This window comes from Rhodococcus sp. NPDC060176 (assembly GCF_042728675.1).
Taxonomy (GTDB): Bacteria; Actinomycetota; Actinomycetes; order Mycobacteriales; family Mycobacteriaceae; genus Rhodococcus_F.
Genome location: NZ_JBHWYS010000001.1, coordinates 1,401,603 through 1,419,391, shown reverse-complemented (window position 1 = coordinate 1,419,391; position 17,789 = coordinate 1,401,603). Strand labels below are relative to the sequence as shown.

The 17,789-nt window shown below is 62.2% G+C and carries 19 protein-coding genes; 12 read left to right on the top strand and 7 right to left on the bottom strand.

Features of this window, described 5'->3' with window-relative positions:
• The first annotated feature begins 25 nt into the window (after positions 1–25).
• From ACFWEM_RS06850 to fadD11, 7 genes are read left to right on the top strand one after another with little or no spacing between them, the layout of a single operon-like run.
• Positions 26–1,582 (top strand): flavin-containing monooxygenase, encoded by a 1,557-nt coding sequence (locus tag ACFWEM_RS06850; RefSeq protein WP_378532241.1) that lies wholly within the window; start codon positions 26–28, stop codon positions 1,580–1,582.
• Positions 1,582–2,514 (top strand): metal-dependent hydrolase, encoded by a 933-nt coding sequence (locus tag ACFWEM_RS06845; protein ID WP_378532239.1) that lies wholly within the window; start codon positions 1,582–1,584, stop codon positions 2,512–2,514. Before ACFWEM_RS06850 ends, ACFWEM_RS06845 begins: the two co-directional genes overlap by 1 nt.
• The gene (locus tag ACFWEM_RS06840; RefSeq protein ID WP_378532237.1) at positions 2,511–3,602 is read left to right on the top strand and encodes a PDR/VanB family oxidoreductase; all 1,092 of its coding nucleotides are present in this window, start codon (positions 2,511–2,513) and stop codon (positions 3,600–3,602) included. The genes ACFWEM_RS06845 and ACFWEM_RS06840 overlap by 4 nt, the downstream gene beginning before the upstream one ends.
• The gene (locus ACFWEM_RS06835) at positions 3,599–4,099 is read left to right on the top strand and encodes an SRPBCC family protein (RefSeq protein ID WP_378532235.1); all 501 of its coding nucleotides are present in this window, start codon (positions 3,599–3,601) and stop codon (positions 4,097–4,099) included. The genes ACFWEM_RS06840 and ACFWEM_RS06835 overlap by 4 nt, the downstream gene beginning before the upstream one ends.
• The gene (locus ACFWEM_RS06830) at positions 4,096–5,529 is read left to right on the top strand and encodes an aldehyde dehydrogenase family protein (protein WP_378532233.1); all 1,434 of its coding nucleotides are present in this window, start codon (positions 4,096–4,098) and stop codon (positions 5,527–5,529) included. The genes ACFWEM_RS06835 and ACFWEM_RS06830 overlap by 4 nt, the downstream gene beginning before the upstream one ends.
• Before the next feature lie 4 nt (positions 5,530–5,533).
• Positions 5,534–6,496: an SDR family oxidoreductase gene (locus ACFWEM_RS06825; protein WP_378532231.1), complete on the top strand. Its 963-nt coding sequence runs from the start codon at positions 5,534–5,536 to the stop codon at positions 6,494–6,496.
• Positions 6,493–8,289 (top strand): fatty acid--CoA ligase FadD11, encoded by a 1,797-nt coding sequence (fadD11, locus tag ACFWEM_RS06820; RefSeq protein WP_378532229.1) that lies wholly within the window; start codon positions 6,493–6,495, stop codon positions 8,287–8,289. The genes ACFWEM_RS06825 and fadD11 overlap by 4 nt, the downstream gene beginning before the upstream one ends.
• On the opposite strand, the gene ACFWEM_RS06815 is transcribed toward fadD11, so the two are convergent.
• The 5 genes from ACFWEM_RS06815 to ACFWEM_RS06795 all read right to left on the bottom strand — a co-directional run bounded on the left by ACFWEM_RS06815 (position 8,271) and on the right by ACFWEM_RS06795 (position 12,109).
• Entirely contained in the window at positions 8,271–9,356 is a 1,086-nt protein-coding gene (locus ACFWEM_RS06815) for an ATP-binding cassette domain-containing protein (protein WP_378532226.1), read from the bottom strand. The two genes, fadD11 and ACFWEM_RS06815, sit on opposite strands and share 19 nt — an antisense overlap.
• Complete coding sequence (locus ACFWEM_RS06810; protein ID WP_378532223.1) at positions 9,353–10,162, bottom strand: ABC transporter permease; 810 nt, start codon at positions 10,160–10,162, stop codon at positions 9,353–9,355. Before ACFWEM_RS06810 ends, ACFWEM_RS06815 begins: the two co-directional genes overlap by 4 nt.
• Positions 10,159–10,968, bottom strand: a complete 810-nt coding sequence (modA, locus tag ACFWEM_RS06805) for a molybdate ABC transporter substrate-binding protein (protein ID WP_378532222.1) — start codon at positions 10,966–10,968, stop codon at positions 10,159–10,161. Before modA ends, ACFWEM_RS06810 begins: the two co-directional genes overlap by 4 nt.
• A gap of 41 nt (positions 10,969–11,009) precedes the next feature.
• Positions 11,010–11,405 (bottom strand): molybdopterin-binding protein, encoded by a 396-nt coding sequence (locus ACFWEM_RS06800; protein WP_378446207.1) that lies wholly within the window; start codon positions 11,403–11,405, stop codon positions 11,010–11,012.
• Positions 11,406–11,530: 125 nt separating this feature from the next.
• On the bottom strand, positions 11,531–12,109 hold the full coding sequence (locus ACFWEM_RS06795; RefSeq protein ID WP_378532220.1) for a carboxymuconolactone decarboxylase family protein: 579 nt from the start codon (positions 12,107–12,109) through the stop codon (positions 11,531–11,533).
• Positions 12,110–12,244: 135 nt separating this feature from the next.
• On the opposite strand from ACFWEM_RS06795, the gene ACFWEM_RS06790 reads away from it, so the two are divergent.
• On the top strand, positions 12,245–13,435 hold the full coding sequence (locus ACFWEM_RS06790; RefSeq protein WP_378532218.1) for a pyridoxal phosphate-dependent aminotransferase: 1,191 nt from the start codon (positions 12,245–12,247) through the stop codon (positions 13,433–13,435).
• The gene (locus ACFWEM_RS06785) at positions 13,432–14,442 is read left to right on the top strand and encodes an AraC family transcriptional regulator (protein WP_378532216.1); all 1,011 of its coding nucleotides are present in this window, start codon (positions 13,432–13,434) and stop codon (positions 14,440–14,442) included. The genes ACFWEM_RS06790 and ACFWEM_RS06785 overlap by 4 nt, the downstream gene beginning before the upstream one ends.
• On the opposite strand, the gene ACFWEM_RS06780 is transcribed toward ACFWEM_RS06785, so the two are convergent.
• Positions 14,439–14,864 (bottom strand): VOC family protein, encoded by a 426-nt coding sequence (locus ACFWEM_RS06780; protein ID WP_095968800.1) that lies wholly within the window; start codon positions 14,862–14,864, stop codon positions 14,439–14,441. The two genes, ACFWEM_RS06785 and ACFWEM_RS06780, sit on opposite strands and share 4 nt — an antisense overlap.
• Before the next feature lie 59 nt (positions 14,865–14,923).
• Positions 14,924–15,364 carry an Lrp/AsnC family transcriptional regulator gene (locus ACFWEM_RS06775; protein ID WP_378532213.1) on the bottom strand — a complete coding sequence of 147 codons (441 nt, stop codon included), beginning with the start codon at positions 15,362–15,364 and terminating at the stop codon, positions 14,924–14,926.
• A 79-nt stretch (positions 15,365–15,443) separates the two neighbouring features.
• Between ACFWEM_RS06775 and ACFWEM_RS06770 the strand changes: the two genes are divergently transcribed.
• The 3 genes from ACFWEM_RS06770 (at position 15,444) to ACFWEM_RS06760 (ending at position 17,789) form a co-directional block, all read left to right on the top strand.
• Positions 15,444–16,181: an AzlC family ABC transporter permease gene (locus ACFWEM_RS06770; protein ID WP_378532211.1), complete on the top strand. Its 738-nt coding sequence runs from the start codon at positions 15,444–15,446 to the stop codon at positions 16,179–16,181.
• A complete protein-coding gene (locus tag ACFWEM_RS06765) occupies positions 16,174–16,503 on the top strand; it encodes a branched-chain amino acid transporter permease (RefSeq protein WP_378532209.1) in 330 nt (109 codons plus the stop codon). Before ACFWEM_RS06770 ends, ACFWEM_RS06765 begins: the two co-directional genes overlap by 8 nt.
• Before the next feature lie 140 nt (positions 16,504–16,643).
• Positions 16,644–17,789 carry a HoxN/HupN/NixA family nickel/cobalt transporter gene (locus ACFWEM_RS06760; RefSeq protein ID WP_378532207.1) on the top strand — a complete coding sequence of 382 codons (1,146 nt, stop codon included), beginning with the start codon at positions 16,644–16,646 and terminating at the stop codon, positions 17,787–17,789.

Sequence of the window (17,789 nt, the reverse complement as noted above, 5' to 3'; positions counted from 1 at the left end):
ACGCACCAATCAGGAGGCGTCACACATGGTCGACATCGACCCAACCTCGGGGCCATCGGCCGGTGAAGAGGAAACTCCAACTCGCCGAACACGAGTCGTCGTCATCGGAGCAGGCTTCGGCGGCATCGGAACTGCTGTCCGCTTGAAGCAATCCGGGATCGACGACTTCGTCGTTCTCGAACGCGCTGCGGAGCCCGGGGGAACCTGGCAGGTCAACACCTACCCCGGTGCACAGTGCGACATCCCGTCGATTCTGTACTCGTTCTCGTTTGCGCCCAATCCGAACTGGACGCGGCTGTATCCGCTACAGCCCGAGATCTACGACTATCTCCGGGATTGCGTCCATCGCTTCGGACTGGCCGGTCATTTCCACTGCAACCAGGACGTGACAGAAGCTTCGTGGGACGAGCAGGCCCAGATCTGGCGGGTGCACACCGCGGAAACCGTGTGGGAGGCACAGTTCCTGGTGGCGGCCACCGGCCCGTTCAGCGCCCCCGCCACACCCGACCTCCCCGGACTCGAATCGTTTCGTGGTCAGATGTTCCACACCGCAGACTGGAACCACGACCACGACCTTCGCGGTGAACGCATAGCCGTGGTCGGCACCGGCGCCTCCGCAGTGCAGATCATCCCCAGACTGCAACCGCTCGCGAACTCGCTGACCATATTCCAGCGGACACCGACGTGGATCCTGCCGCACCCGGATCAGCCGATGACGGGCTGGCCCAGCGCGCTGTTCGAGCGGGTACCGCTCACCCAGCGACTCGCACGCAAGGGACTCGACCTACTTCAAGAAGCCCTGGTACCCGGATTCGTGTACAAGCCGTCACTGCTCAAAGGGTTGGCCGCACTCGGCCGAGCACACCTTCGCCGGCAGGTGCGGGACCCGGAGCTTCGCGCAAAGCTGCTCCCCCACTACGCATTCGGATGCAAGCGTCCGACGTTCTCGAACACCTACTATCCCGCGCTGGCGTCACCCAATGTGGAGGTGGTGACGGACGGAATCGTCGAGGTGCAGGAGGGCGGAGTTCTCACCGCGGACGGAACCTTCCGGGAAGTCGACACCATAGTCATGGGAACCGGCTTTCGGATGGGAGACAACCCGTCGTTCGACATCATCCGAGGCCAGGACGGCCGCAGCCTCGCGCAGACGTGGAACGGCAGTGCCGAGGCCTTCCTCGGCACCACCATCAGCGGTTTTCCGAACTGCTTCATGATCCTCGGCCCCAACTCGGTGGTCTACACCTCGCAGGTCGTCACGATCGAAGCGCAGGTCGAATACATCGTGAGCTGCATTCTTCAGATGGACGAGCGCGGCATCGGCAGCATCGACGTCCGCGCCGACGTGCAGCGCGAGTTCGTGCGCGCAACAGACCGCCGACTCGCCACCAGCGTGTGGAACGCGGGCGGGTGCAGTAGCTACTACCTCGTCGACGGCGGCCGCAATTACACCTTCTATCCCGGATTCAACCGATCCTTCCGCGCCAGGACCAAACGAGCTGACCTCACTCACTACACGCAGGTACAACCTGTCTCGTCCACATCACTCACCACTGCTCGAGAAACCGTGGGGAGCCGATAATGCTCGGCATCAACGCCTTCAGAGGCACACCCGTCATCGCACCGTCCGGCGCTCGCCGCTACACCGACGAAGCACATGCCATCGCCGCCCGTGACGTCGAATTCGACTGGGACGGTGTACCACTGCACTACGTGCCGAACGAACCGATGGTCACCCACGTCATCAACTTCATGCATCTCGTGTTACCCGAGGGAGAGCGGGCCATGTCCGCGACGCTCGCCGAAGCGCTCCCTCTCATCGAGGACACCCGACTGCACGAAGAGGTGGTGGGTTTCGTCGGCCAGGAAGCAACACACGCGTCGTCGCACAAAGGTGCACGCGAACACCTTGCGGACCTCGGCATGGACATGAAACCGATGGCACGCCGCATGGACTGGCTCGTGGACAAGATATTGGGCGACAAAGGATTGACCGGAAAAGCCAAGCACGCCTGGCTCTGTGAACGTCTCGGCTTGTTTGCTGCCATGGAGCACTACACGGCAGTGGTCGGGGAATGGCTGCTCACCGATCCCGCCCTCGAAGATGCCGGCATGCACCCGGTGATGCTCGACATGGTCAAGTGGCACGGCGCTGAAGAAGTCGAGCACCGCAACGTCGCTTTCGACGCCTACATGTACGTCGACGGTAGCTACTCCCGACGCGTTCGCACGGCGCTGCTGGCCAGCTTCACGTTGTTCGTACTGTTCATCGCCTCGATGAATTACCTTTTCCGGCAGGACCCGTCGAAGGCGAAGGGTCGACTGTGGCCTCTGCAGCTGATCAGCGCCACTCGTCGTGGACTGGTACCGAACATGAAATTCCTGATCACCGAGATTCCTCCGTATCTGCGGCCGAGCTTCCATCCGTCCCAGATCGGGGACATGGACGTAGCCATGCGCTACCTCGCTCGCTCACCTGCCGCCAATCGTTCTTCCGAAAAGAGTGAAGAATGAACAAGACGGCTGCCGACCGTCCTCACGACGCACACGGCTTCACACCGACCCGGTCGTTGAGGTTTGCCGCGCAGGCCACCAGCGCATACCGTCGGATCTTTGCAACCAGTCCTGCAGCGCAGATACTTTCGCGTCCCAACCCGGTCCGCTACAGCGGGTTCGACATGACGCTGGACGTGAAGTCCGTCCGGTTCGAGTGTGACGACGTCCTGAGTGTCACCTTGACCCCGAGGGAAGGCATCGCCCTGCCGTCGTGGATTCCCGGCGCCCACCTCGACGTCTTTCTCCCCTCTGGAAGGCAACGACAGTACTCGCTGTGCAGCGACCCCGACGACTTGACCTCGTATCGGATCGCCGTCCGAAGGATAGACGAGGGCGGTGGCGGCTCACGCGAGATCCACGAGTCGCTGAAACCTGGAATGGCGGTGGACGTACGAGGGCCACGGAATGCATTTCCGTTTGTCACTGCTCCGTCGTACCTCTTTGTTGCGGGCGGAATCGGGATCACTCCGATACTTCCCATGGTGCAACGCTGTCACCGCCGCGGAGTCCAGTGGCGATTGGACTATCTCGGACGAACTCGGGCAGCTATGCCATTCCTGAACGAGATCGAGGAGTATTCCAGCGGCCGGGTAACCATCCGGCCGGACGACGAGTTGGGTCCGCCGGATGTCGAAACACTGCTCTCCGCTACGGATCCCGGCGCCGCGGTGTACACGTGCGGACCGACGCCGCTGATGAACATGGTGCGCGCGGCAGCCTTCACGAGCAACCCGACCGGATCGGTACACAGTGAGCGCTTCTCGCCGCTACCGGTAGTCGACGGCAAAAAATTCACTGTGCACCTGGCGCGCACCGGTCTCACCGTCGATGTCGGCGAGTCCGAAAGTGCCTTGGCAGCAATACGACGCGCACTTCCCGGCGTCGCGTATTCCTGCCAACAGGGCTTCTGCGGTACGTGCAAGGTTCGGGTGCTCGCCGGGACCGTCGACCATCGGGACACCCTTCTCACTGATTCGGAACGCACCGATTCGATGTTGACCTGTCGATCACGTTCCACCGGTAAGTCTTTAATGGTGGACCTGTGAAGCGAAAATTCCCGCTCGCGACGGCCGACGCAGACTTCGTCCGATCCGCGCCGCTGGTGATCACTCACCGGATCGAGTCCGAAGCGACGTGCGAAAGCTTGTGGCAGACGTTGACCTCGGACGGTGCGCTCGCGTCGTGGGCGCGCGGGATCACCGGATCCGACTGGACCTCGGCCAGACCATTCGGCGTCGGTACGACGCGAACTGTGCGGGCCGGCGCTTTCGCCGCACTGGACGAGAGATTTTTTCGCTGGGACGAGGAGAACCGGATGTCGTTCTACGTGGAGTCTGCGTCACTCCCGGGATTCAAGCGTTTCGCCGAAGATCTGGTGCTGGAACCGACTTCGACTGGAAGCCTTCTCACCTGGACGTTCGCGGTGCAGCCGCAGCCGTGGTTCGCCCCGATTCTGTCACTGGCCAGACCGATCCTCGACCGCGTGACCCGCAACTGGGCCGACGGCGCCGTCCACCACACACTTCAGGGGACTCCGCGATGACAACAACCGAGATCGACACGACCGCGCAGGCGACCGACGTCACGGTGACACAGGCAGTGCGCGAAGCTCGAGTCGCCGCCGCGTGGTGGGCGGAACTGACATTCGAGCAACGCGCCCACCGACTGGATCGGTGGCGAGGAATCATCGCTCGTCGAGCATCCGAACTCGCCGACGTCGTGCACCGGGACATGGGCAAGCCTCACCCCGACGCAATGCTCGAAATTGCCATGGCGCTCGAACACCTCGCGTGGGCCTCTAAGAATGCTCGAAAGGTGTTGGGCAGGCACACCGTCGGTTCCAGTCTGTTGACGATCAATCAGGCCGCCTCGGTGGAATATCGGCCTCTCGGAGTGGTCGGCGTGATCGGTCCGTGGAACTATCCGGTCTTCACCCCACTCGGTTCGCTCTCGTTTGCCCTGGCTGCCGGCAACGCTGTTGTCTACAAGCCGAGTGAGTTCGCACCAGGTGTCGGTGAATGGTTGGCCCGAGCATTTGCCGAGGTCGTCACTGAACATCCTGTGCTGCAAGTTGTCACAGGTGACGGTGGGGTCGGCGCGGCACTGTGCCTGGCCGGTGTCGACAAGATCGGGTTCACGGGATCGACCGCGACTGGCAAGAAAGTCATGGCAGCGTGCGCCGAGACCCTCACACCGGTGTTGATGGAATGTGGCGGTAAGGACGCACTCGTCCTCGATTCCGACGGAGATGTCGGCGCCGCCGCGGATGCTGCGGTGTGGGGAGCGTTGTCCAACTCCGGTCAGACCTGTCTGGGCGTCGAGCGTGTGTACGTGCACGAACACGTCTACGACGAGTTCCTCGACAAGACAACCACTCTGGCCGCTCGAATTCATGCAGGTCCTGCTGCCGACGACAAGATCGGTCCGATCACCATGCCCTCGCAAGTCGCCGTCATCCGGCGCCACATAGACGACGCGGTATCGCGGGGTGGACGTGTCGTTCTCGGCGGGCTCGGCACGATCTCCGGTCAGTACGTGCAACCGACCATCATGGTCGACGTACCCGAAGACAGCCTCGCCGTCACGGAGGAGACCTTCGGCCCGACGATGACCATCACCAAAGTCAGCTCGATGGACGAGGCGGTGGAGTTGGTCAACGCGTCGCCATACGCCTTGGGAGCAAGCGTGTTCGGCAAGGACGGAGTATCAATTGCAGATCGACTCCGATCGGGAGGAGCGTCGGTGAACTCCTACGTGATGTACGCCGCGGTTCCCAACCTGCCGCTGGGTGGGGTCGGAGCATCCGGTTTCGGACGCGTTCACGGCCCCGACGGACTGAAAGAGTTCACCTACGCCCGTTCGATGACCAGGCAACGGTTCCGTTCGCCACTACCGCTGACGACGTTTCGACGGACCGCCCGAATCGACTGGCTGGTCAAGGTTCTCATCCGCGCTCTACACGGAAGGCACTGAAGCAATGACGGGACGCTTGTCCGCGCTTGCAGGAACAGTCCGCGACCTGGGCATTCCACTGCCCGGGCGCCGAATCGACTACGACGTCGCCGGTAAGGTTGTACTGATCACCGGCGGAGGCGACGGTATCGGAGCGGCGTTGGCGCGCACTCTCCATCGACGTGGGGCGACGGTGGCGCTGGTCGATGTCAACCAGAGTTCGCTGGCAGCAGCCGAGCGCGCATTCGAGTCACGGCGAGTCGTGACGGTGACGGCAGACGTCCGCGATCGGGACGGTATGAAAGCAGCCGCGCGCACGGTTGTCGATCAGCTGGGCAGAATCGACGTCGTGGTGGCGAACGCCGGAATCACCCCTCCCCCGGCAACATTGCGCCAAATCGATCCCGACGCCTTCGATCGAGTAGTCGACGTCAATCTCACCGGTGTCTTCAATACCGTGCATCCGACCATCGACGAGGTGATCCGCAACAGTGGGCACATCGTCGTCGTGTCCTCGGCCGCGTCGTTCGCCCCCGGTTTGGGCGGAGCGTCGTACATGATCAGCAAGGCCGGCGTCGAAGCGCTCGGGCGGGCTCTGCGTTTGGAGGTTGCGGGCTACGGCGCCACGGCCGGTGTCGCGTACTTCGGGATGGTGGACACACAACTTGCGCGCGCAACTCTCGACGACGACGAGATCGGGCGCAAGCTCGACGCTCGACTGCCTGGGCCCCTCCGCCGTCGAATCTCCCCGGACAGTGCCGCGAAAGTGATCGCCGACGCGATCGCGCGCCGCGCCGGCCGGACCCTTGCCCCCGCGGCCTGGGAACCCTGGGCGTGGGGACGCGGTTTCGTCAATGTCCTTGCCGACGGTTACCTGGCCAGGGACAAAGAGGCACACGACCTGATCCGCGAACTCGAAGACAGAACCACCGCTGCGGCCCCGACGAATGCATCAGCCCTGACAAAGGCATCCAGGAGAACATCATGACCACGTTGTGTGCTGCCTTCCAGCGAGTGTCGGCGGTAGCGCCCGACGCGGTGGCCCTGCGAGACATCGGCGATGCGCGAACACTGACGTGGCGCGAGTACGGCGAACAGGTCCGCGATGTTGCCGCAGGATTGGCCGGAATCGGCGTGGGACATGGCGATACGGTTGCCTTGATGATGAGTAACCGAATCGAGTTCTACCCGATCGACGTCGGCGCCCAACACCTCGGCGCGACGTCCTTCTCCATCTACAACACGTCGGCACCCGAAGCCGTTCGCTACATCCTCGCCAATTCCGTTGCGCGAGTTCTCGTCTGCGAGGCCCAGTACGTGGATATCGTCCGTCGCTCCGGTGCCACACTCGACACGATCGTGGTCGTCGATGCGCAGCCGCATGCCCAGCAGTCCGGCACCCTGACGATGGAGCAGATGAAGTCTTCTGCTGCCGCCGATTTCGATTTCGAGAGCACCTGGCGTGCGGTGAAGCCGAACGATGTCGCCACGCTGATCTACACCTCCGGTACGACCGGCAACCCCAAGGGCGTCGAGACGACCCATGCCTGTCTGTTGTTCGAAACCACCGCCGTCAGTGCTGTACTCCCCGTCGAGTTCGGTGACCGCATCACCTCGTACATGCCGTCGGCGCACATCGCCGATCGGCTCACCTGCCTGTACATGCAAATGGTGTTCGGCACCCAGATCACTGTCGTGCCGGATCCGAGCCAGGTAGCGGCTGCGCTTCCGGACTGTCGCCCCACGATCTGGGGCAGCGTCCCCCGTGTGTGGGAAAAGCTGAAGGTTGCCGTCGAATCGGCCGTCGCCAACGAACCGGACGACGCGCGGCGAGCGGCATTGCAGTGGGCACTCGACGTCGGTCGCACTCGGCTCGCACACTTGCGAGCCGGTGAAACAGTCCCCGCCGAACTGGAAGCGGACTACGCCCGAGCCGATGCGATGGTCCTCTCCGCCCTGCGTGCGAAACTGGGCTTTGCCGAATTGAAGTGGGCCATCTCCGGCGCAGCGCCCATTCCGCCGGACACCTTGGCATTCTTTGCGGCCCTCGGAGTTCCGATCTCGGAGATCTGGGGAATGTCGGAACTGACATGCATTGCGAGTACAGCGCCGGCCGAGCCGACCAAGCTCGGAACGGTCGGAAAGTTGCTCCCGGGCATGGAAATGCGCATCGAGGCCGATGGCGAGCTACTGGTTCGAGGACCGCTGGTCATGAAGGGGTATCGCGGCGAACGCGCGAAGACGGCAGAGGCGATCAGCGCCGACGGTTGGCTCTCGACCGGAGACATCGTCACCGCCGACGCGGACGGGTACCTCACGGTGATCGATCGCAAGAAGGAGTTGATCATCAATGCGTCGGGAAAGAACATGTCACCCGCAGCCATCGAGACGGCGGTGAAGACGGCGTCGTCGTTGATCGGTGAAGTAGTGACGATCGGTGACGGCCGGAAGTTCAACACAGCATTGATCACTCTGAGCGCCGACGCCGCGGTCGAAGCGGCACGCTCACTGGGACTTGCGGTCGACGCCGCGGTGCTCGCCAAGGACGCTCGGATCGTCGACATCGTTGCAGCTGCTGTCGCCGAGGGAAACTCGCGACTTTCGAGGGCCGAGCAGATCAAGCGGTTTCACGTGCTCACCACGTTCTGGGAGCCCGGCGGCGAGGAGCTGACACCGACGATGAAACTCAGGCGCAAGCCGATAGCCGAGAAGTATGTTTCCGAAATCGTTGCTCTCTATGCGGATTCGATCGCAGAGGACGTCTACGAGCCGGCGCCCTGAGCGTAGATCAGTGTTTCGGTGGCCTTGACCACAAACGTAGCGGCCGTTCCCGGAACCAGATCGAGTTCGGCCGCTGCACTGGCCGTGATGTCGGCAGACAAACCAGGCTGGCCGGCGTCGTCCTCGGCTCGGACTCTGACGACATCGCCTCGGTTTTCGATCTCGGCGACCGTGACTGCAAACGCGTTTCGTGGGCTGCCGTGCGGCGGTTCAAGGTAGACCGATACCGCTCGCGGTTCGAAGACCGCCACAGCGGCACTGCCGGCGAGTAATTCGGACTCGGCCTGACCTGCGATGTCCACTCCGGTCGGGCTCCTGAGAACACCGTCGCCTGCCATCGTGCCACTGCGCAAGTTGATCCCGGCGATGCGTGCGGCGAACGCACTTCGCGGGCGAGTCAGAACTGTTCGCACGTCACCACGTTCGACAACCCGGCCACCGTCCACAACGACAACGGTGTCGGCAAGGGCCAGCGCATCCAGAGCGTCGTGCGTCACGAGTACGGCTGTGCGATCCCCGGTCCGGAGCACTCTGCGCAGCAACGACCGCAGCGCCGGGGCCGACGCGACGTCGAGCGCGGACATCGGTTCGTCGAGCAGCAGCAGTTCGGGTTCAGCAGCCAATGCCCTCGCCACTGCGACGCGTTGTGCTTGGCCGCCGGAGAGCTGTGAAGGCTTGCGGTCAGCCAATTCGCCGGCGTCGACTGCGTCGAGCCAATGGCGAGCAGTCTCGGCGGAATCGCGACGCGACCGTCCTGCGCTGCGCGGCGCGAACGCCACGTTCGCCGCCGCGCTGAGATGTGGAAAGAGCAGTGCCTCTTGCGCGAGTAGGGCGGTGCCGCGCCGATGCGGCGCCAATGCGACTCCCCTGCTGGTATCGGTGAGAACGCGGGAATTGAGTTCGATCAACCCGCGCCGCGGATGATGCAGTCCGGCAACTGCCGCCAGAACGGTCGACTTGCCGGCGCCGTTGGGTCCGAGGATGGCGGTCACCTCACCGGCCGCGACGTCGAACGCCGCGACGACGTCGCGCTCAGGAATCTCGATGTCGACGTGGAGGCCACTCACAACGAACCCGCCGATCCGCGTCCACGCACCGCAACCACAATGATGACCGCGACGACTACCAGCACCAGCGAAAGCGCAACCGCTGCATCCGGATCGGTCTCACGCTGGAGATAGATTTCCAGCGGCAGGGTGCGCGTCACCCCTTGCAGACTTCCCGCGAACGTCAGCGTCGCACCGAATTCTCCCAGCGCACGAGCGAAAGCCAGAACTGCCCCTGACACCAGACCGGGAAGAACCAACGGCAGCGTCACCCGGCGAAGCACGGTGGTAGGGCGGGCACCGAGCGTCGAGGCCACTGCCTCGTATCGCGTGCCTGCAGTGCGTAGCGCACCTTCGAGGCTGACGACGAGGAACGGCAGGGCAACAAACGTCTGCGCCAGGACGACCGCAGTTGTCGAGAAGGCTATCTGGATGCCGAGCACTTCCAACTGCTCACCGATCAACCCCTTGCGGCCGAACGTGTACAGCAACGCGATACCGCCCACGACCGGCGGCAGAACCAGCGGGAGCAGAATCAAGGACCGGAGAACGGACAGTCCCCGAAAGTGACTGCGTGCCAACACCGCGGCCATCGGTACCCCGAACAGGATGCACAGCACCGTGCTCATCGCCGCCGTCTTCAAACTCAATTTCAGTGCAGCAACCGATGATTCGGAGGTCACGAGTTCCCAGAACTGCGACCACTGCACGGTGGCCAGCATCGCGACCAAGGGAGCTATGACAAAGGCCCCGCCGATCAGCGCAGGAAGGTAAATCCACACCGGCAACCCGAGCGGAGCGCGGGTTGCCGGTCGTAGGCGTGTCACGGAGCAGCGAATCCCGCGTCACTCAGAACTGCCAGGCCCTTCGGCCCCTTCACGAAGTCTACGAACTTGGTTGCCGTAGCCGAATTCTTCGAATCCTTCAGCACCGCAATCTGGTACAGGTTGACCACCGTGGTTGCTTCCGGGAACGCGACGGTCTGCACCTTGTCACCGGCGGACTTCGCGTCGGTGACGTAGACGATGCCGGCATCGGCCTGGCCGGATGTCACCTTGTTGAGAACGTCGGTCACCGACGATTCCTCACTGACAGGCGAGAGGGTCTCACCGGTGGCCGTCTCGACCTTCTTCGTGGCCGCACCACACGGAACCTGTGGAGCGCAGATCACCAATTGTGTCCCCTCCTTTGCCAGGTCGGCGAACGACGCGATGCCCTTCGGATTGCCAGGAGGCACAACAATCGTCAAGGTATTGCTCGCGAAGTCCGAGGCTGACCCTGCGACGACACCGGCATCGGTGGCCTTGGTCATGTTGGCGGCGTCAGCCGAAGCGAACACATCTGCGGGCGCACCTTGGGTGATCTGGGCGACGAGGTCCGAAGATCCCGCAAAGCTGAAAGTGACTTTGGAACCGGGGTTCTCGGACTCGAACTCCTTGCCGAGTTCGGTGAAGGTGTTCTTGAGTGACGCCGCCGCGAAGACGGTGATGCTTCCCGTGGCACTCTCGCTCGAAGTGGTTGTGGTCGGAGCGGCCGACGACGTCTCCGACGAAGAGTTGTCGGAGGAACTACAACCGGTCACCAGGGCAAGCGAAAATGCGCCTGCTGCAACAAGTCCGAGTACGCGTTTCACGAATATCCTCCAATATGTTCAGAACTACGGCGTTTTCAGAGTTACGGGGTTTCCACTATGACGGTGGTGGCCTTTACTATCGCGACGGCGATGCTTCCGACTTCGAGTCCGAGTTCCCTAACCGCGTCGGTGCTCATCAAGGAGACGACGGTGAAGGGCCCACACTGCATTTCGACCTGTGCCATCACCTTGTCGGTGACGACCTTGGTGACGAGGCCGGCGAACCGGTTGCGGGCCGAACTTGCACCGGTGAGCGGATCGGCCGGTGCGGGTCCGGCATTGGACCTGGCGAAGCCTGCCAACTCGGCGCCGTCGATGACCTTGCGGCCGGAGTCGTCCGTCGTCGCTTCGAGAAGCCCACCGTCGACCCACCGTCGAACGGTGTCGTCACTGACACCGAGCAGACCGGCGGCTTCGCGGATTCGAATGTTGGGCACGAGGTGATCGTAGGTCGCAAGTGCGGACCTAACAAGCCGAAATGCTCCGCAGATGCGTGAACTAGTCAATCCTGATCACGTATCTGCGGAGCATTGTCGATAGTTGCCGTAGACGAGTCAGCGCATCATTCTTCGGCCCAGGGCACGCGGCAGGAGTCGGTGCTGAACCCTTGCTCGGTGATCCCCAACGCCGAGTACATCCGGGCGCGCATGTTTTCGAGCCCGATCTGATAGGTCAGTTCCACGACGCCCGCGCGCCCGAACCTGCGCTCGAGGTCTGCGACCTGCTCGTCCGTCACGCCATGCTCGCCGTGCGGGTCACCGGTCATCGCGTCGGCGTAGGCGATCGCGGCGCGCTCGTCCTCGCTGTACTTCGGTGAATCCCGGTAATTCGCGATCTCTTTCAGCTTGTCGACGTCCAAACCGTCCAAACGAGACAGCATCGTCCCGAAATCGACGCACCACGAGCAGCCGACCGTCCAGGCGACGCGATAGACGGCCAATTCACGAATGTTCGACGGCAGCACCTTCGACGCCTTCTGCACGGCCATCTCGTGACGGGCAGCGGCGACGAACAATTTCCGATGATTGGCCAGGACGGCAAAAGGCTCGGGAACTTCGTCGTACTGCCTGGCGGCAAATTTGTAGGCCACCTTGATCAACGGACTGGCTTCTGACGGTGTCACTGCGGGAATGCGAGTCATGGCAAGCCTCCGTATCTTCTACAGCACCGGATTCGATGCTCTCTACAGAGTTGGACGACGGCGGCGATTCAAACGTGACAAGCACCGCGCCCGAGCAGATGTGAGGATGCGGTGTCAGCCGACTAAGCTGCAAAGATGCCTTCGACGTCCCGCAACCGCACCGTCTCGCGTCTGCAGCCGTTCGCATCCACGATTTTCGCCGAAATGACAGCGTTGGCCACACTTCACGACGCGGTCAACCTCGGTCAGGGCTTTCCGGATACCGACGGTCCTGCGGCCATGCTCGAAGTAGCGCGTCGAGCCATCGCCGAGGGCGTCAACCAATACCCACCCGGGCCGGGCATGCCCGTCCTGCGTCAAGCAATCGCGGAGGATCGGCGCATCCGCTACGGGCTCGACAGTGATCCCGACTCCGAAGTTCTGGTCACCGTCGGTGCCACCGAGGCGATCAGTGCTGCGATCCTCGGGCTGGTCGAACCCGGCGAAGAAGTAGTGCTGATCGAGCCGTATTACGACTCCTACGCAGCATCCGTCGCATTGGCCGGCGCGGTGCGTCGCACTGTTCCTCTGGTCGCCGCGGGAGACGGATTCGCGGTCGATCTCGATGCATTGCGCAGTGCGATCACCGCCAAGACGAAGATGCTGATCGTCAACAGTCCTCACAATCCCACCGGCACCGTGTTCACCGATCACGAACTTCGAGCAATCGCCGAACTCGCGTGCGAACGCGACCTGATCGTGTTGAGTGACGAGGTCTACGAGCACTTGGTCTTCGACGGCCTCACCCACACACCGATGGCGTCTCTTCCGGGTATGCGTGAGCGCACCGTCACGGTGTCCAGTGCCGCAAAGACTTTCAATGTCACCGGCTGGAAAACAGGATGGGCGATCGGCCCTCGCGAACTCATCGACGGCGTTCGTGCTGCCAAGCAGTTCATGTCATTTGTCGCCGGCGCACCATTCCAACCTGCCGTTGCGTATGCGCTGACCAACGAACAGCCGTGGGTGGTCGAACTTCGAGAGAGCTTGCAAGGCAAACGGGACGTGCTCGGCAAAGCCCTGGCCGAAGCCGGTTTTACGGTGCATTCCGGCGGCGGCACGTACTTCCTCCTTGCCGACATCAGACCGTTGGGTGAGACCGACGCGGGAGAGTTCTGCCGCGCGCTGCCCGAGCGTATCGGCGTCGCGGCGGTACCGGTCGACGTGTTCGCGGACAACCGCGACGACTGGAAGCACTTGGTGCGCTTCGCCTTCTGCAAGCAGGACCACATCCTGTCCGAAGCGGCACGCCGTCTCCACCTGCTCCAAGGAGCAGCGCACCCATGACAGCGCGGACCATCCCGACCGCCTTCGTCCACCGATACCTCGCGTTCTCACCGGACAACAACGTCGATTTGTCCGGCGCACTGCGCGCTGCTGGGATCGACCTCGAGACATTGTCCGACCCTCGCGCCCGGCTGACTCCGACTCAGGTCACCACGTTCATCCAATCCACCTGGCAGATCACCGACGACGAATTGTTCGGCCTCGGATCCGCCCCGGTGCCCCGTGGCACTTTCCGATTGATCTGCCTGACGTTGATCCATTGCCCTGATCTCGGATCGGCCTTTGTCCGAATGTCCGACGTGATCCGTGCACTACCGGCACTGGCCCCACTGTCGATCGAGAAGGGCGAAGAAAGCACCCGAGTGAGTTTCGCCGTCCGAGCACGCGAAGGTGTCGCCGAGCGTGATGTCGCGGAACGTGTCACGACCGATTTTGTCCTGATCTTGCTCCACCGCTTTTCCGCATGGTTGATCGGAAAGCGCGTCCGACTGCGGGCCGTCGAATTTCCGTACTCTGCACCGGATGCGCGATTGGCCCAGGACTACGACTACATCTTCGGAGCGCCCGTCACCTTCGGCGCGCAGCGAGCGGCACTGGAGTTCGACAACTCGGCCATGCGTGCGCCAATCATCCAGACCGAAGAGACACTGGAGGAATACCTCCGAGAATCTCCAATTCAGCTCATGTCCGAACGCGACTACGACAGCACCGCGTCGGCACAGGTGCGACGGGTCCTCGAACTCGGAGTGAAGGGACGAACCTCCACGGCCGAGGAGATCGCCGAAATGCTCTCGATCAGCGTTCCCCATCTGCGTCGACTACTGCGGCGTGACGGGACCTCACTCAATCAACTGCGCGAAGAAGTGCTCCGCGACGTAGCCATCGCCGGTCTGCGACGCGGAGAATCCGTCGAAGTACTCTCGGCGCGATTGGGATTCTCCGAGCCCAGCGCCTTCCGTCGTGCCTTCAAACGATGGACCGGCGATACGCCGAGTTCCTACCGCTAGCTGACGCAGAACTCGTTACCTTCGGGATCGGTCATCGTGATCCACACGCTCGGCCCCTGTGCTCCTCGGTGCAGGATCGTCGCTCCCACCTTCTCGAGTTGCGCTGCAACATCCTCGCGCTTGTCGCCCACTCGTATGTCGAAGTGGAGACGGTTCTTCACCGTTTTCGATTCCGGAACCAGTTGGAACAGAACGCGGGGACGTTCGGGATGCTCCGGATCGCTGATGGCCGCGCCTTCACGCCAGACGAGAACTCCCTCGAACGTCGTGGTGTCGGATTCCTTGGCGTGACCAGCGGCGACGAGGCCTCTGATGAAGTCTTCGTCGCTGGGCTCCGCTGCCCACCCGAGTGCCGCGGCCCACCACTTCGCCTGTTCGTGCGGGTGCGCCGAATCTACTGTGACCTGAAATTCGTATCCCATGTTCCGACGTTAACGCCGAGCACCGACACGAAAGAGCAGATTCGGACCGGGGCTGGGCGTCAGTCGACGCTCTTGATGGTCTTCATGGTGATCAGCGATGTCACCCGCGAGACGGCCGGAAGCCCGCTGAGCTTGGTGACCATGAAGTTCTCGTACGTCGCCAGATCTTTCACAGCGACACGGATGAAATAGTCGGGAATTCCGAAAAGTCGCCGACATTCGATCACTTCGTCGAACGCCGCGACCTGAGATTCGAAGTCCTCGATGGTCGCCTGGTCGTTGATTCCGATCTCCGCGGTGACGATCACCTGAAATCCTCGACCGAGCGCTTCCTGACTGACGATCGCGCGGTACCCGGTGATGATTCCGTCGGCTTCGAGCTTCTTCACCCGACGCAGGCAAGGAGAGGGCGTCAGCCCCACCAGATCCGCCAATTCCGTGTTCGTCAGACTCGAGTCCTGACGGAGGTGAAACAAAATTGCGTCATCCATGGCATCCATCGCACTATTATTGCGCACTGTTCAATATGTGGGCATTCTGAGCAATCGATCACCTCGATCTTTGTTATAGATTTGCGTCGTGATCGAACCAGCATCGTCGACGGCCGCGCCTGCCGTCGAACTCTCGCCGCGAACCCCGGCGTGGCGGCACGCCTTCCAACTGTCGCTGCCGGTCGGATTCGGCCTGCTCCCACTCGGGATAGCCCTGGGCGTTCTTGTGGTCCAACAGGGCCTCAACCCTTGGTGGGCAGTCGCTTTCACCTCGCTGATCTACGCCGGATCGCTGGAGTTTCTCGCCGTCGGAATGGTCGCGGCCATGACACCACTGCCGTACGTCGCTCTGACCGCACTGCTGGTCAACTTTCGACATGTGTTCTACGCCTTGAGTTTTCCGCTGGAAAAGATTCGCAACCCCTTCGCCCGCTTCTACAGCATGTTCGCGCTGACCGACGAGGCCTATGCAATGTCGGTAACTGCCGATCCCAAGGCACTCACCGGACGCGTCATCGTCTACTCCCAGCTGTACCTCCACGGCTACTGGATCGGTGGCGCGATCCTGGGCGCGACGGCAGGACAGTGGATTCCAGATTCGATAGTCGGTCTCGACTTCGCTCTGACCGCACTGTTCGTCGTCCTCTCGATCGAGGCAATTCGCGCACAAAACGGATTCGCGGTGCCGGTCGCTGCGGTCACCTGCGCCCTGGTCGCCCGGCTCGCGGCACCGGAACACATGCTGCCAATTGCGATGGGTGCCTTCGTACTCTTCCTGATCGGCCGCTTTGTCTACGACTCACGAAAGGCGAAGATCGATGCCTGACACCTCGTACATCTTTGCGGCGGTCGCCGTCATGGCCGTGGTCACCTTCGCTCTGCGCACGATACCGTTCGCCGCGCTCATGCCGCTGCGCTCCTCCGCTCTGGTCGGCTACCTGGGCGTCTACATGCCGGCCGGCGTCATGCTGATCCTCGTGATGTATTCGCTCAAAGGCGTGTCGATCACCGCACCGTCGCACGGCATACCCGAACTGATCGCAGTGTGCGCCACGATCGCCGCGCATCTCTGGCGAAAGAACGCCGTCTTGAGCATCGTCGTCGGAACGACGATCTACGTCGCCCTGGTCAATACCATGTTTGCCTGAAGATTTCCCATCCGGGAGCAAAGAATCTTTACTCCTGGATGGGTGATTTGTAACCTCCAGGCGCTTATCTGAACAGTTGAACACTTATACGATTTCAGTAGTGTGGCCGCCGGCCGCGACTGAAAGATCGGTGAGGTTCGATGTCCACGACAATGACCACGACGGGCACCCGAATCGCCGGAGCCTGGCACAGTCTGGATCGAGGCCAGCGTCGAAGCATCATCGGAATGACCGTCACCGTCGTTGCACTCAACGTCGTCGGGTGGGCAGTTCTGCTCGGTCTGGTCGTGCCCGGCCACTACACGATCGAAGGCAGTGTCTTCGGCATCGGACTCGGCGTCACGGCGTACACGCTCGGCATGCGCCATGCTTTCGACGCCGATCACATCGCCGCCATCGACAACACCACTCGGAAGTTGTTGGCGGACGGCAAGAAACCGATGTCCGTCGGTTTCTGGTTTTCACTCGGACACTCCACCATCGTCTTCGTTCTCGTCGCACTTCTGGCGTTGGGTGTGCGGCAACTTGCCACCAGCCTTTCCGACGACAACTCCGATCTGGAGAAATGGACCGGCTTGTTCGGCACCACCATTTCCGGAACGTTCCTGATCTTGATCGGCCTCCTGAATCTTTTCTCTCTCATCGGGATTCATCGCGTGTACACGAAGTACAAGGCCGGAACCTTCGACGAGGAACAACTCGAGAAGGAACTCGACAGCCGCGGCGCCCTCAACAAGATCCTGGGCCCGGTGATGAAGATGGTTCGCAAGCCCTGGCACATGTACCCGGTCGGCCTACTGTTCGGACTGGGATTCGACACCGTCACCGAAGTGGGACTGTTGGTGATCGCCGGCGGCGCAGCGGCGACAGGGCTCCCGTGGTATTCGATCCTCGTTCTACCGATACTCTTCTGCGCCGGGATGTCTCTGTTCGACTCGATCGACGGATCGTTCATGAACTTCGCTTACGGTTGGGCATTTGCCCAGCCGGTACGAAAGATCTACTACAACATGGTGATCACCGGACTCTCGGTGGCAGTAGCCCTACTGATCGGGACCCAGGAAATCATCTCGATCTTCACCGACAAACTCGACATCCACGACGGGATTCTCGGCGCCATCGGGAACCTGGATCTCGGCGCGATGGGCTTCATCATCGTCGGACTCTTCGTCGTCACCTGGATGATCGCCCTCCTCGTGTGGCGGTACGGCCGCATCGAAGAACGGTGGCAGGCGCAGTCCGGTGCGGCAGTCGCACGACGAGCGACGGCAGAAGACGCGATGTGA

What these genes read in the sequence shown, in the direction of transcription:
- ACFWEM_RS06765 (WP_378532209.1), top strand. Translation starts at nt 16,174, where the DNA reads ATGCCTGACACCTCGTACATCTTTGCGGCGGTCGCCGTCATGGCCGTG.
- ACFWEM_RS06795 (WP_378532220.1), bottom strand. Translation starts at nt 12,109, where the DNA reads ATGACTCGCATTCCCGCAGTGACACCGTCAGAAGCCAGTCCGTTGATC.
- fadD11 (WP_378532229.1), top strand. Translation starts at nt 6,493, where the DNA reads ATGACCACGTTGTGTGCTGCCTTCCAGCGAGTGTCGGCGGTAGCGCCC.
- ACFWEM_RS06840 (WP_378532237.1), top strand. Translation starts at nt 2,511, where the DNA reads ATGAACAAGACGGCTGCCGACCGTCCTCACGACGCACACGGCTTCACA.
- ACFWEM_RS06785 (WP_378532216.1), top strand. Translation starts at nt 13,432, where the DNA reads ATGACAGCGCGGACCATCCCGACCGCCTTCGTCCACCGATACCTCGCG.
- ACFWEM_RS06850 (WP_378532241.1), top strand. Translation starts at nt 26, where the DNA reads ATGGTCGACATCGACCCAACCTCGGGGCCATCGGCCGGTGAAGAGGAA.
- ACFWEM_RS06760 (WP_378532207.1), top strand. Translation starts at nt 16,644, where the DNA reads ATGTCCACGACAATGACCACGACGGGCACCCGAATCGCCGGAGCCTGG.
- ACFWEM_RS06780 (WP_095968800.1), bottom strand. Translation starts at nt 14,864, where the DNA reads ATGGGATACGAATTTCAGGTCACAGTAGATTCGGCGCACCCGCACGAA.
- ACFWEM_RS06775 (WP_378532213.1), bottom strand. Translation starts at nt 15,364, where the DNA reads ATGGATGCCATGGATGACGCAATTTTGTTTCACCTCCGTCAGGACTCG.
- ACFWEM_RS06845 (WP_378532239.1), top strand. Translation starts at nt 1,582, where the DNA reads ATGCTCGGCATCAACGCCTTCAGAGGCACACCCGTCATCGCACCGTCC.
- ACFWEM_RS06825 (WP_378532231.1), top strand. Translation starts at nt 5,534, where the DNA reads ATGACGGGACGCTTGTCCGCGCTTGCAGGAACAGTCCGCGACCTGGGC.
- ACFWEM_RS06790 (WP_378532218.1), top strand. Translation starts at nt 12,245, where the DNA reads ATGCCTTCGACGTCCCGCAACCGCACCGTCTCGCGTCTGCAGCCGTTC.
- ACFWEM_RS06830 (WP_378532233.1), top strand. Translation starts at nt 4,096, where the DNA reads ATGACAACAACCGAGATCGACACGACCGCGCAGGCGACCGACGTCACG.